General features: G+C 68.3%; 12 protein-coding genes. 5 read left to right on the top strand and 7 right to left on the bottom strand.

The annotated features are described in order from the left end of the window. Positions 1-44: 44 nt before the first annotated feature. From AC1RNC_RS02305 to AC1RNC_RS02295, 3 genes are all read right to left on the bottom strand, one after another. The gene (locus AC1RNC_RS02305; RefSeq protein ID WP_492883381.1) at positions 45-2,348 is read right to left on the bottom strand and encodes a glycoside hydrolase family 3 N-terminal domain-containing protein; all 2,304 of its coding nucleotides are present in this window, start codon (positions 2,346-2,348) and stop codon (positions 45-47) included. A 71-nt stretch (positions 2,349-2,419) separates the two neighbouring features. Then, positions 2,420-3,766, bottom strand: a complete 1,347-nt coding sequence (locus tag AC1RNC_RS02300) for a dicarboxylate/amino acid:cation symporter (protein WP_492883379.1) — start codon at positions 3,764-3,766, stop codon at positions 2,420-2,422. A gap of 107 nt (positions 3,767-3,873) precedes the next feature. Next, on the bottom strand, positions 3,874-4,668 hold the full coding sequence (locus AC1RNC_RS02295; RefSeq protein ID WP_492883377.1) for a DUF2306 domain-containing protein: 795 nt from the start codon (positions 4,666-4,668) through the stop codon (positions 3,874-3,876). Between the two features lie 142 nt (positions 4,669-4,810). Here AC1RNC_RS02295 and AC1RNC_RS02290 point away from each other — a divergent pair, with 142 nt between their 5' ends. Then, positions 4,811-5,812, top strand: a complete 1,002-nt coding sequence (locus tag AC1RNC_RS02290; protein ID WP_492883375.1) for an AraC family transcriptional regulator — start codon at positions 4,811-4,813, stop codon at positions 5,810-5,812. Between the two features lie 108 nt (positions 5,813-5,920). Here the strand turns inward: AC1RNC_RS02290 and AC1RNC_RS02285 are convergent, their stop codons facing one another. Then, complete coding sequence (locus tag AC1RNC_RS02285; RefSeq protein WP_492883373.1) at positions 5,921-7,276, bottom strand: sugar MFS transporter; 1,356 nt, start codon at positions 7,274-7,276, stop codon at positions 5,921-5,923. Positions 7,277-7,487: 211 nt separating this feature from the next. Here AC1RNC_RS02285 and AC1RNC_RS02280 point away from each other — a divergent pair, with 211 nt between their 5' ends. Then, the gene (locus AC1RNC_RS02280; RefSeq protein ID WP_492883371.1) at positions 7,488-7,652 is read left to right on the top strand and encodes a hypothetical protein; all 165 of its coding nucleotides are present in this window, start codon (positions 7,488-7,490) and stop codon (positions 7,650-7,652) included. On the opposite strand, the gene AC1RNC_RS02275 is transcribed toward AC1RNC_RS02280, so the two are convergent. Genes AC1RNC_RS02275 through AC1RNC_RS02265 form a run of 3 tightly spaced genes read right to left on the bottom strand, consistent with a single transcriptional unit; the run spans position 7,622 to position 11,477 of the window. Then, complete coding sequence (locus AC1RNC_RS02275) at positions 7,622-9,529, bottom strand: hypothetical protein (RefSeq protein ID WP_492883369.1); 1,908 nt, start codon at positions 9,527-9,529, stop codon at positions 7,622-7,624. The genes AC1RNC_RS02280 and AC1RNC_RS02275 overlap by 31 nt on opposite strands. Further along, positions 9,526-9,975 carry a GtrA family protein gene (locus tag AC1RNC_RS02270; RefSeq protein WP_492883367.1) on the bottom strand — a complete coding sequence of 150 codons (450 nt, stop codon included), beginning with the start codon at positions 9,973-9,975 and terminating at the stop codon, positions 9,526-9,528. The genes AC1RNC_RS02275 and AC1RNC_RS02270 overlap by 4 nt, the downstream gene beginning before the upstream one ends. 2 nt (positions 9,976-9,977) lie before the next feature. Then, the gene (locus AC1RNC_RS02265) at positions 9,978-11,477 is read right to left on the bottom strand and encodes an NAD(P)/FAD-dependent oxidoreductase (protein ID WP_492883365.1); all 1,500 of its coding nucleotides are present in this window, start codon (positions 11,475-11,477) and stop codon (positions 9,978-9,980) included. Positions 11,478-11,638: 161 nt separating this feature from the next. Between AC1RNC_RS02265 and AC1RNC_RS02260 the strand changes: the two genes are divergently transcribed. From AC1RNC_RS02260 to AC1RNC_RS02250, 3 genes are all read left to right on the top strand, one after another. Next, positions 11,639-11,722: a hypothetical protein gene (locus tag AC1RNC_RS02260; RefSeq protein ID WP_125156646.1), complete on the top strand. Its 84-nt coding sequence runs from the start codon at positions 11,639-11,641 to the stop codon at positions 11,720-11,722. Between the two features lie 109 nt (positions 11,723-11,831). Then, positions 11,832-12,923, top strand: coding sequence for a 3-deoxy-7-phosphoheptulonate synthase (locus AC1RNC_RS02255; RefSeq protein ID WP_492883363.1), 1,092 nt, complete (start codon positions 11,832-11,834; stop codon positions 12,921-12,923). Between the two features lie 111 nt (positions 12,924-13,034). Beyond that, positions 13,035-13,343 (top strand): glycine zipper 2TM domain-containing protein, encoded by a 309-nt coding sequence (locus tag AC1RNC_RS02250; protein ID WP_492883361.1) that lies wholly within the window; start codon positions 13,035-13,037, stop codon positions 13,341-13,343. Positions 13,344-13,355 lie beyond the last annotated feature (12 nt).

Genomic DNA, 13,355 nt, shown 5'->3' with positions numbered 1-13,355 from the left:
TCGGCCGCTTTTTGGCCCAAACTCCTAACGCCACCGATTCGGGTTCAGCCCAGCCCCGCCCCTAGCAGCTCGAAGCTGGCCATCAGGCCGTCGACGGCGGAACTGGCCAGCCAGACGTCGAACATCCCCGGCTCGGCGATCCAGTAGTCGTTGTCGCCGACGAACATCAGGTTCTCGCGCTTCAGCTCGAACCGCACCTCGCGTTCGCCCCCCGGCGCCAGGGAGACACGCTGGAAACCCTTCAGCTCGCGCACCGGCCGGGTGCGGCTGGCGACCCGGTCGCGGATGTAGAGCTGGACGACATGGTCGCCGTGCAGGTCGCCGCTATTCTTGACCTTGGCGGTCACGTGCAGCGTGTCGTTCCAGCCAAGCCGCTCCGTCGACAGCTTCATATCGGTGACGTCGAAGCGCGTGTAGCTGAGGCCGAAGCCGAACGGATAGAGCGCGTCGTTGCGGATCGAGCGCCAGCGCGCCTTGTACTCCTGGCCGTTCGGATCGGCCGGGGCCGGGCGGCCGGTGGTGCGGCCGTTGTAGAAGAACGGCTCCTGGCCGCTGTCGATCGGGAAGCTGACCGGCAGTCGGCCCGAGGGGTTCACCACGCCGAACAGCACGTCGGCCACGGCGTTGCCCATCTCGCTGCCCAGGAACCAAGTCGCCAGGATCGCCGGGGCGTCGCGGACCACGCCCTCCAGCTGGATCGCGCGGCCGTGCCGCAACAGGACGACGACCGGCTTTCCCGTCGCGGCGATCGCTTCGGCCAGGCGCTGCTGCACCGGCGGGATGCGGATATCCGTGCGCGACTTGGCCTCGCCGGTCATGTCCTGGCTCTCGCCGACGGCCAGCAGGACGATGTCGGCGGCCTGAGCCGCGGCCACCGCGCGCTCGAAGCCGCCGGCGATGGTGGTCTCGACCTCGCAGCCGCGCTCGACGATCAGGCTCGCCGGATCGGCCAGCTGGGCGCGCACGCCGGTGGCCAGATCGACGTTCAGGCGACGGTCCGCGAAGAAGCCGCCCCAGGCCCCCAGCACGTTGTCGCGGTCGTCGGCGAACGGACCGATCAAGGCCAGGCGCTTGCCGGCCTTGGGCAAGGGCAGGAGGGCCTGATCGTTCTTCAAGAGCACGATCGAGCGCGCGCCGGCCTCGCGGCTCAGGGCGCGCAAAGCGGGCGTGGCGGTGCGGGCCGCCTCGTCGCGCGGATCCAGCGAGCGGTAGGGGTTGTCGAAGAGGCCGATCGCCTCCTTCAGGGCCAGAACCCGGCGCACGGCCGCGTCGACCGTGGCCATCGGCACGGCGCCCGAGGCGACCAGCTCCGGCAGGTATCGATTGTAGAGGCCGCTCTGCATGCTCATGTCGACACCCGCCAGGATGGCCAGGCGCGCGGCGTCGCGGTCGTCGGCGGCATAGCCGTGGGCCACCAGCTCCTGGTCGGCCGTGTAGTCCGAGACCACCACGCCCTTGAAGCCCCACTCTCCGCGCAGGATGTCGGTCAGCAGCCTCTTGTTGGCGGTCGCCGGGACGCCGTTGACGTCGTTGAAGGCCGACATGGTAGTCTGGGCGCCGGCCGCGAAGGCGGCCTGGAACGGCGGCAGGTGCACCTCGCGCAGCGTGGCCTCGGAGACCTCGACCGAATTGTACTCCAGGCCCGCCATCACCGCGCCGTAGGCGGCGAAGTGCTTGGGCGTGGCCAGCATGCTGTCGTCGGCCTTGAGGTCCTTGCCCTGGAAGCCGCGCACGCGGGCGGCGGCCATCACCTCGCCCAGAAAGACGTCCTCGCCCGCCCCTTCGGCCACCCGGCCCCAGCGCTGATCCCGGGCGACGTCGACCATCGGCGCGAAGGTCCAGTGCAGGCCCGACGCGGTCGCCTCCAGAGCGGTGGCGCGAGCGGTGCGCTCGGCCAGGTGCGGGTCGAAGCTGGCGGTCTCGCCCAGGGGGATCGGAAACACGGTGCGGAAGCCGTGGATCACGTCGGCCGCGAACAGCAGCGGGATCTTCAGGCGCGAGTCCTCGATCGCGGCCTTCTGCGTGTCGCGCGCGGCCTGGGCGCCCACCCCGTTGAACAGCATCCCGATCCGGCCTGCCCTCACCTCGGCCAGCAGGATCTCGGCGTTGCGGATATTGACCAGCGGATTGATGTCGCCGATCGGCGGCCGGATCATGTCGGCGAAACAGGACAGCTGGCCGGCCTTCTCCTCGATCGTCATCTGGGCCAGCAGCCCTTCGATGCGATCCGAAGCCCGGGCGAAGGCGCGGGGGGCGGTGACGGCCAGCCCCATCAGGGCCGTGGCGCTGGACAGGAAGGCGCGCCGGCTCGGCCCCTGCGGGCCGCCGTTCGTCGTCTTCAAAGCCATGGAATCCCCCGGGGACGCTTTACGAGGCCGGCAAAATTGCCGCTAAAGCGTCCCGGCGCAACCGCGCTCGCCTATTCGGCGGGATGCAGGACCGTCTCGGCCGGAACGCGAGCGGTGTTGTAGGTCGCGAGATCCAGGATCCCTTCGCGTTTTGCCACGATGGTCGGGACCAGCACCTGGCCGGCGACGTTCACGGCCGTGCGGCCCATGTCCAGGATCGGATCGATGGCCAGCAGCAGGCCCACGCCCTCGAGGGGCAGGCCCAGGGTCGACAGGGTCAGGGTCAGCATCACCGTCGCGCCGGTCAGGCCCGCCGTGGCGGCCGAGCCGATCACCGAGACGAAGACGATCAGGAAATAGTCCGACCAGGCCAGGTGCACGCCGAAGAACTGAGCCACGAAGATCGCCGAGATCGCCGGATAGATGGCGGCGCAGCCGTCCATCTTGGTGGTCGCGCCGAACGGCACGGCGAAGGCGGCGTAGGCGCGCGGCACGCCCAGGCTGGTCTCGGTCACGGCCTCGGTCACGGGCAGTGTGCCGACCGACGAGCGCGAGACGAAACCCAGCTGGATCGCCGGCCAGGCGCCCTGGAAGAACTTGATCGGGTTGAGGCCGTTCAGGGCCAGGATCGTCGGGTAGACGACCAGCAGCACCAAGCCCAGGCCGATATAGATCGCGCCGGTGAAGGCGCCCAGCTGACCCAGCGTCGTCCAGCCGTACTGGGCCACGGCGTTGCCGAACAGACCGACGGTGCCGATCGGCGTCAGGCGGATCACCCACCACAGCACCTTGCGCACGATCGCCAGGGCCGAGGCGTTGAACTTCAGAAAGGCCTCGCCCGCCTCGCCGACCTTCAGGGCCGCGATCCCGGCGACCAGGGAGATCACCACGATCTGCAGCACGTTGAACGACAGCGAGGTCGTCGCCACGCCCGCGTCGGAAACCTTGGTCGAGGCGGCCAGGCCCAGGATGTTGCCGGGGACCAGGCCGGTCAGGAAGTCCAGCCACGAGCCGTGGGTCTTGGGCGCCTTGGCGGCGGCGGCCGCGACGCTGGTGTGCAGGCCAGGCTGCAGGATCAAACCGAGGGCGATGCCGATCAGAACGGCGATCAGGGCGGTGACCGCGAACCAGAACAGGGTCCGCCAGACCAGGCGCGCGGCGTTCTGCAGCTGGGCGATGTTGGCGATCGAGGCGACGATGGCGGTGAACACCAGCGGCGGCACCAGGGTGCGCAGCAGTTGGACGAAGATCGAGCCGACCTGGTGCAAGGTCTCGGCCAGCGCGTAGCCCGCCTGGCCTTCGCCCGGTCCCAGGTTGCGGGCCAGCAGCCCCAGCCCCAGGCCCAGGGCCATGGCGACCAGGACCTGGACTCCGAACCCGCTGATGAAACGGCTGCTCTTCGGCTGGGCGACGGCCATGCGCGATCCTCGACAAACTTGAGGACAGAATGTCGTGCCGCGCGGTGGGATTTACGAGCGAGGTTTTCCGGTGGTCGCCCCCAGGAAAACTGAAACGGAGCCTGTGCCTAAAGACGCGGCAGCCACAGTCCCATCATAGCGAGGAAGCCGCCCGCCGCCGTCGCCAGGGTGACCACCGCCATGCCGCCCGCCATGGCCAGCTTGGCCCCCGCCCCGCCCCGGTCCCGCGCCAGCAGGTAGAGCTCCAGGATCGCGACCGGGACCAGCACGTGACCGAAGGCCAGGGCGATGTCGAACGGTCCGTCGAACGCCTTGGTGTGCCCCACCGGTCCCTGGTTGGCGGCGAACCACAGCATCATGCCCAGACGGTAGAAGAACACGCCCAGCATCAGCACGAACGCCCGCAGGGCCCAGCGCCGATGGAGGTCGAACCGCCGCTTCCGCGCGAAACGCAACGCCTGCCCGGCGCAAAGCATCAGCAGCACCGCGTTCAGCGTGTTGCCGATCGCCATATAGATCCCGGCCACCGCGCCCCGGGTGAAGGCGATGAACAGGCCAGACAACGCGATGGCGAGGGCCACGGTGATGAACGCCCGCCCGTTCCAGCGGTGGAAACCCGGCGCCTTGGCCCGGATCGCGGGAACCAGCTGCAGCGAGCCGGCGAAGGTCACGAACACCGCCATCAGCAGGTGGACGCCCAGCGCCAGATTTCCGGCGGTGTCACCATGATTGTAGCCGTGCCCCGCCGGCAGCACCGCGTTCCAGCGCTCCCAGTCTCCGGTGACGGCGCCCACGCCGTAGAGCCCGACGATATAGACCCCGAACGCCCACAGCCCCATGATCAGGGCGATGAACCACGCGGTCGCCGAGACGCTCAGCGCCCGGTTAGCGATCTTCTCCATGTGTACCAACCCGCCAACGCATCCCTCGTTCGCAGGCTTAATGAGCGCGGCCCAGCCGAGCCATGACGCGCGGCGACACGAACTTGACCCTGGCGATCACCCTGCTACCGCTCGCGCCATGGCCATCCGTTTTGAGGCAAGCGTGGTTCAAGCGACGGTGTCGGGCGGGTTCTTCAGCGCCCTGCTGGCGTTCGCGGTATCGCTGGGCGCGGACCGCGTGGCGCTGCTGGATCGAACCGGCGTGGCCGAGACCGACTTCGCGGACCAGGACGCCCGCATCCCGCTGGAGCGCTACAAGGCGCTCTATCGCGCCGGCCAGGAGATGACCGGCGAGCCGGCCCTGGCCCTGAAGTTTCCGGAAGCCACCCGCTTCGAGCAGATCTCGATCGTCGGCCTGATCTGCCAGGCGGCCGACACCATGGGCGGGGCGCTGAAGCAGCTGAACCGCTTTTCGCGCCTGGTGGTCGAGGTCGACGGCGTCTCGGACGGTCCGCGCTTCCAGCTGACGCCGCGCAACGGCGAGCTCTGGCTGGAGGACCGCTGCGCGGAGGACTTCCCGGAACTGATCGAGGCCGCCCTGGCCCGCTTCACGTGCGAGATGACCCGGCACTATCCGGACTTCACCTTCGCCCTGGCCGTCCACCTGACCCGTCCGCGTCCACCCCACGCGGCCGAATACGAGCGGGTGCTGCGCGCGCCGGTGACCTTCGGCGCGGCTTGGAACGCCCTGCGGATCGAGCCCTCGTGGCTGAACCTCGCGATCCACCGGCCCAACCGCTACGCCTTCGGCATGTTCAACGGCCACGCCGACGCGCTGCTGGCCAGCCTGGAAGAGTCCAAGACCACGCGCGGCCGGGTCGAGGCCCTGCTGATCCCACTGCTGCACACCGGGGAACTGGCCATGGACGCGGTCGCCACGGCCCTGGGCCTGTCGCGCCAGACCCTCTATCGCCGCCTGAAGGCCGAAGGCGTCAGCTTCGACCAGGTACTGGACGACCTGCGCCGGCGGATGGCCGAGACCTATCTGGAGAAGCTATCGGTCAACGAGACCGCCTATCTGGTCGGTTTCTCCGAAACCAGCGCCTTCTCGCGCGCCTTCAAGCGCTGGACCGGGGCCAGCCCGCGCGGCCGCAAACCGGGCTGAGGCGCCAACACCTTCCGGCCCGGCCCCGAGGACAAAAAAACCCCGGGAGAACGAGCCTCCCGGGGTGCGCTTGCAGGTCTTCGGCTATCGGAGGGCTCGCGGCGCGGCCTAGTGACCGCCAGCCACGCCCTCCTGGATCTCGTGGGTCGGGGCCTTCTTGGCGACCAGCGCGAACCACAGGACATAGACGTAGCAGGCCAGCGGGGCGATGAAGCCCATCGAGATCGAACCGGTCAGCTCCTCGATCTTGGCGAAGGCCAGCGGCAGGAAGGCGCCGCCAACGATGGCCATGCACAGCAGGCCCGAGGTCGCCGAGGTCGGCGCCGAGGACCGTTGCAGGGTCAGGGTGAAGATCGTCGGGAACATGATCGAGTTGAACAGACCGATCAGCAGGGCCGCGAAGGCGGGGATCAGGCCGCTGGTCAGCGGGGCCGAGGCCAGTAACAGGTTGACCGTGCCGGTGTGAGCCGTGGGGGTCATGTCCTTGGTCAGGATGACGACCAGGCACAGGGCGATGGCGCCGACGGCCACGGCGGTCAGCAGGGCGTAGTCCTTGATCGTCTTCAGCATGGCCGAGCCGGCGAAGCGGCCGATCATGGCGAACACCATGTAGAAGGTCGTCAGCTTGCCGGCCTGCTCCGACGGAATGTCCAGAATGCGCGACTGCTCCAGGAACAGCAGCAGGTGAAGCGAGATCGCCACCTCGGCGCCGACATAGAGGAAGATGCCGATCGCGCCCAGGTTCGCCCACTTCGAGGTCAGGGCGGTGAACGGATTGACCAGTTGGCCGGTCTTCGGCGCGGCGTCGGTGATCTTCTGGCGGACCAGGAAGATCAGCAGGATGAACAGGGCAAGGCCCACGCCGATGGCGAGATAGACGTTCGAGACGAAGCCCAGGGCCTGCTCGCGCATGGCCTGGGTGATCACCACGCCCTTGGTGAAGATCTCGCCCTTGAGCAGGAAGTTGGCGCCGAACCACAGGCCGCAGGCCGCGCCCAGCGAGTTGAACGCTTGCGACAGGTTCAGACGGAACGAGGACTCTTCGGGCTTGCCCATCGACGCGATCAGCGGATTGGCCGCGACTTGCAGCAGGGTCACGCCCGAGGCCATCACGAACAGGCCGACCAGAAAGACGCCGAAGGTGTGCAGCTTGGCCGCCGCGATGGCGATGAAACAGCCGGCGACGATGCCGCCCAGGCCGACCATGACCGACCTGGCGTAGCCAAGCTTGGACAGGAACGCCGCCGACGGCAGCGACATGATCCCGTAGGCGATAAAGAAAGCGAAGCCCGTCAGGCTGGCCTCGACGGGGCTCAGCGTGAAGACCGTCTTGAAGGTCTTCAGCAGCGGGTCCAGCAGGTTGGTGACCAGCGCCCAGATGAAGAACAGGCAGGTTACATAGACGACGGCGAGCTTCACGCCGTTGCCTTTCGTCGTGGTCTTCGCGATCGCGGCGTCGGTCATCGGACGGCGCCCTCGAGGCTGTATTTCACCGCAATCACTGCACCACTCCCTAGGGACGTTATTCGTGGAATCCGTCTTTGCGCGGACGCGCCATTCACAGGAAGCGTGACAACGTTGTCAACCTCACGCGCGCTTTTTCGGCGCCTGATAGCGCTACCACGGGAACCGCTCGTCCCTCCCGTCGCTTGATCCTGAGAACCGGGAGTTTCTCATGTCGGCGCTGATGGTTCTTCTGATGTCCAGCCTCTTCGTGCTGGCGGCGATGGTCGGCCTAGCCGACGCGCTGGTGCACTTCCTGGGCTGGAGCATCGAGCGCCTCAAGGCGCCGCGCGAGCCCGCCGAGACTCAGTCGCCGCCGCAGGGAATCACGGCGTAGCGGCTGGCCTTCAAAGCGCGGAGCGCGCCCTGATCGACTTGTTCGCGGATGAACGGCGCCTTGGGCGTCCAGTCTTGCGCATTCAATTCGGCGGCCAACGGCGGGGCGTCGTCCCAGCGTGGCCAGAGGATCCAGGCCGGCGCGTCCGGCGCCGCGCAGAAAGCCCGGACCTGCGCCAGACTCGGTGGCGGCAGGCGACGTTCCGGCGCCGTCAGCGGCCGAATGAAGTCCTCGCCCGCCAGTCCCAGGTTGGTCAGGCGCTCGGCGCGGTCGCGGATCTCGAGGGCCATGGATTCCGAGAACACCACGCCCGCGCCCTGCACGCGAGCGGACCAACTGGGTCGGCCCAGCAGCAACCAAGGCTCCATGTCGCCGACCAGCCACAGCACCGGCCCGGGCCGCGCGGCGATCATGGCGACAAGCCCCGGGTCTCTCCCCCGGTCACGCGCGCGGGTGTAGTCGGAGCGATCGTCCCACAGCAGGATCGCCAGCAGACAGACCACCACCACACCCGCGATACGCGCCATGACCGGCGGTGTCGGTCGGCCTAGGGCCAACCACACGCCGAGCGCCAGCGCGATCGCCAGGGCGGGCAGATCGCTGAACCAGACGATGCTTTCGCTATAGCGCCCCGCTCGCGTCAGTTTGTCCGCCAGGCCCTCGCCAGCCAATCCAGCATAGCCGATCACCGCCACGGCCAGCAGGCCGAGCGCCAAGCCCATGCAAAGTCTCGGACGCGTAAAGCGCAGCTTGCCGCCCACGGCGACAAGCAACAGGCCCGCCGGCGCCGCGAGCAGGCCAAGCGCGGCGACATCGCGGAACAGCCAGGCCACGCCGATCAGGGACATGCCGAGCAGCCCCGCCGCCCCGCGTCGGGGCAGTTCGGCGACCAGCAGCGCCAGGCAGGCCAGAGCCAGCACGGCGACGGGTTGCAGGGTGCGCCAGCTCTGGATCTGCAGGAACAGGATCAGCGATAGTCGCTCGCCGAGGATGGCGGCGACACCGACGCCGACGAGGCCGGCGATCAAGGCGCCCAGGACCAGTCGGCGCGGCGCGCCCTGGAGCAGAAAGCCCGCCGCCGCGACGGTGCAGGCCTGCACGGCCAGACGGCTCCAGGCTTCCACCGGCCAGAGCGAGGGGAACAGAATGGGGCTGCGGGTCTCGACCACCGCCCGCCAGGCCGGGTCCATGACGGTCACCAGACGGTCGGCGACGGGCAGGTGCGCCAGGCCCGCCACGGCGACGACGGCGACTCCCGTCAGACCCGCCCATAGCCAACGGCGGTCCTCCAAGCAGAGGGCGGCGCCGATCGCGGCGGCCGAGCACAGGCCCATGATCGGGTGAAACAGCATGCCGACGATGCAGAGGCCAAGGCCCAGCCAAGGTCGTCCGGACAGATAGGCGGCCATGCCGGCCAGGCCCGCCGCCTCGACCAGGCCGCGCGGCGTGGCGTAGGGCTCGCCGAAGCCGATGACGTTCAGAGGCCCGTAGAGAGACGGCAACGAGACCACGAAGACCAACGCCGCCCAGCGCAGCGCCGGCGACCGATCCGCCAGGAGCCGCTCGACCATCAAGACCGCCGCCGTGAACCACAGCGCCAGCGTCAGGGCCACGATCGCCATCGTCGCGGCGGACGGACCCAGCAGTGCGATCAATCGCGCCAGCATCGGCGTGTAGAGGCTGAAGCCGAACTGCCCGTCATGGACGAACATCAGGTCGCGCCCGACCCCGCCCGGGTCCAGCTTGGCCAGGGCGTCGGCCACGTAGAGGCGACCGTCGTGATAGATGCCGAGATAGGGACGGCTCAGCAGGAACAGGCCAAACGCGGCCAGCCACCCAAGCCAGCGGCTATCGGCGAACTTATCGAGGCGGCTCACGACTGGACGGGGTCGGCGTCCCCGGGGCTTCTGGGGGCTTTGAACAGCAGCGCCCGGCGGACGGTGAAGTTGAACATGAAGACGATCGCGGCGGTCGGGATCTTGGCCACGCCCGGATGCAGGCGCAGGACCTCGACCCAAAGCGCCATCAGGCCCTGCGTCAGTATGAGGCCAGCCAGGCCCACGCCGACGAAGCCGACGAACTCGCGCCGGCGGTCGGCGACCGGGCGGTGGCGGAACACCATCGAAACCGACAGCAGATAGGTTACGGCGATACCGCTGACGAAGCCCATCGCCGAGGCCAGCAGATAGTTCACGCCCAGCGTCGTCAGCGCCAGCAGCAGACCCCAGTCGAGCCCCAGGGCCAGGGCGCTGGCGAAGCCATAGAGCATCAGCTCGCGCAGCCCCTCGGAGAGACGCCGCCAGAGCCGCGGAGCCAGGGCCATGATCAGGCCGCGACCTTGGCCGGAACCAGGCGTTCGCTGCGCAGGGCCTCGCGGGCGCCGGAGACGCCGGCCTCGCCGTACTCGGCGTCCTCGTTGACCTCCCACACGTCGTGCAGGGTCTCGCCGGCGATGATGTTCTCGGCCGTCAGCAGGCCGGTCATCATGGCGTGGTCCTGGTTGTTGTACTTGTGCATGCCGTTGCGGCCCACGAGGTGCAGGCCCGGGAAGTGCATCTTCAGGTCCAGGCGGATCATCTTGATGTGCTCGGCATAGGCGTCGTCATAGACCGGATAGGCCTTGTGCTGGCGCACCACGCAGGCGTCGTAGACGTCCGCTGGGTCCATCAGGCCGATCTTGGCGATCTCGCGCTTGGCCTGGATGACGAGATCCTCGTCCGAGGTGGTCCACAGGCCGTCGCCCTCGAAGCAGAAGTATTCCAGGCCCAGGCACGTCGAAACGCCGTCCGGGATCATTTCCGGCGACCACGAGCGGAAGTTCTGCACGCGGCCGACCTTCACCGACGGATCGTGGATATAGATCCAGTTGTCCGGCAGCTCCTTCTGCGGCTTGCCGATCAGCACCACGGTCAGGAAGTCGCGGTACATCAGTTCGCCGGCGTGGAAGACGCTGATCGGGGTCGGGCTGACCGACTGCATCAGCTCGCGGATCGGGGCGGACGAGACGACGTCGTCGGCCGTGTAGATTTCCTTCTTGCCGTCGGCGCAGGAGACGCTGACGGTCCAGATCTTGGCCAGCTTGTCGTAGTGCAGGCCGTCGACCTTGCGGCCCATGCGGACCTGCCCGCCCAGGGCGGTGATCTTCTCGGCGCAGGCTTCCCACATCATGCCGGGACCCTTGCGGGGATAGCGGAAGCTCTCGATCAGGGTCTTGGGCGCGCCCTCGCCTGTCCTGGCCTTGACGCCCAGCGAGCGCTTGACGCCGTCGATGATGGCCGAGGCCAAGTCCAGGCCCTTGATGCGCTGGCTGGCCCAGTCGGCCGAGATCTCATCGCAGCTCATGCCCCACACCTTCTCGGTGTAGGTCTTGAAGAAGATCGAGAACAGCTTCTCGCCGAACTGGTTGCGGACCCACTGGTGGAAGGTGGTCGGATTGGCGATCGGCTTGACCTTGGCCCAGCCGAACGAGGCCATGCACCTGGTCGCCGTCCAGACGCCCAGGTTCGCCAGGGCTTCGAAGGCCTTCAGCGGATAGGCGTAGAACTTCTCGCGGTAATAGATGCGCGACAGGCGCGGCCGGTCGATGAAATCGTCGGGCAGGATCTCATTCCAGAGGTCGACGATCTCCTTGCTCTTCGAAAAGAAGCGGTGGCCGCCGATGTCGAACTTGAAGCCCTTGTAGTCGACCGTCCGGCTGATGCCACCGACATAGGTCGGATCCATCTCCAGCACGGTCACGGCGCGGCCGGCCTTGGCCAGGGTGTAGGCGGTCGTCAGGCCGGCCGGGCCGGCGCCGATCACCAGGGTCTCCACGTGCTGGCCCATGCGGCCGCCTCCTATCCCGTTTCGAGACAAGATGCAGGCGGATGGTTAAGGCGGGGTCGCGAGGCTTGGTGAATCCCGATTAATCGTGAATCCAGGACGATCGGTCGCGGACGCCGCAATCGGGGGTGACATGTGGAAAAGGTGGCGCTACGGTTGCTGTGATGACCCTCGCCGCCAGCCAACAGCTGTTTTGGTATTTTAGCTATCCGACGCCTCTGGCGCCGGGAGGGTTTCGTTCGGCCTGACATCAGGCCACCAAGGACACCTTCACCAGCCGCCAGGGGTTCCCCGGGCGGCTTTTTTCATGGCCGCCGGACCTCGCGGAATTTCCCCCAAGATCTTTCGGAGTACGCCATGCCTTCCACCGTCCATCTCGTCTCGCTGCCCGTCCCCACCGACGACCTGCGCATCGAAAAGCTTCAGACGCTCAGCCCGCCCGCCCAGGTGATCGGCGAGGCGCCGGCCAGTTCGTCGGTCGCGGAGGTCGTCGGCGAGGCTCGCGCGGCGGTCCACGAGATCCTGCACGGCCGCGACGACCGCCTGGTGGTGGTGATCGGCCCCTGCTCGATCCACGATCCCAAGGCCGCCCTCGACTACGCCCATCGCCTGGCCGCCGAGCGCGAGCGCCACGCCGGCGAGCTGGAAGTGATCATGCGGGTCTATTTCGAGAAGCCCCGCACCACGGTCGGCTGGAAGGGCCTGATCAACGATCCAGACCTGGACGGCGGCTTCCGGATCAACGAGGGCCTGCGCCTGGCGCGCCGGGTGCTGCTGGACGTCAGCGCCCAGGGGCTGCCGACGGCCTGCGAGTTCCTGGACGTCACCACCCCGCAGTACATCGCCGACCTGGTGGCCTGGGGCGCGATCGGCGCGCGCACGACGGAAAGCCAGATCCATCGCGAGATGGCCTCGGGCCTCTCCTGCCCGGTCGGCTTCAAGAACGGCACCAATGGCGACGTCAAGGTCGCGGTCGACGCGGTCACCGCCGCCTCGCAGCCGCACCATTTCCTGGCCGTGACCAAGGAGGGCCGCGCGGCCATCGCCACCACCACCGGCAACGGCGACTGCCACGTCGTACTGCGCGGCGGCAAGACGCCCAACTACGACGCCGCCAGCGTGGCCGCCGCCGCGCAAGCCGTGGCCAAGGCGGGCATGCCGCCCCGGATCATGGTCGACGTCAGCCACGCCAATAGCGGCAAGAACCACGAGAACCAGCCGGCCGTGGTCGCCGACGTCTGCGCTCAGGTGGCGACCGGGACTTCGCCGATCATGGGGGTGATGATCGAGAGCAACCTCGTCGCGGGCCGCCAGGACATCGTCCCCGGCCAGCCCCTGACCTACGGCCAGTCGGTCACCGACGCTTGCGTCGACTGGGACACCTCGGTGCGCCTGCTCGACCAGTTGGCGGCGGCGGTTCGGGCCGGTCGCGAGGCGCGCAAGGCCTAGAGACCCAAAGCGCGAATGGCGGGATTAAGTCGACATCCCGCCGTTCGCGCATCCTTCTACCGGCGAGACGCGTTGTGAAGCCCGAGGGACCTTCACCAAGGCGAAGATCACATGACGCGTCTCATTATCGTCGGCCTGGCCATCGGCGCCATCGCCCTTCCCGCGACGCTGGCGCCCACGGACGCCGACGCCGCCACCTGCCGTAGCCGCAAGGCCACCGGAACCGTCATCGGCGGTCTCGGCGGCGCTCTGGTCGGCAACGCCATCTCGAAGGGCGGCGGCGGTCTGCTGATCGGCGGCGTCGGCGGCGCCCTGGTCGGCCGCGAAATCGGCAAAAGCGGCTGCCGCACCCGCACGGCCTATTACAGCTCCGGCTCCAGCTATCGCGCCGCCTCGGCGGGGCCGGGCCGGCCGGAGTAAATCCTTGCGGTT

The organism is Caulobacter sp. GW822-FHT01G02 (genome assembly GCF_058802865.1).
This window is presented reverse-complemented; position numbering and strand designations above follow the sequence as displayed.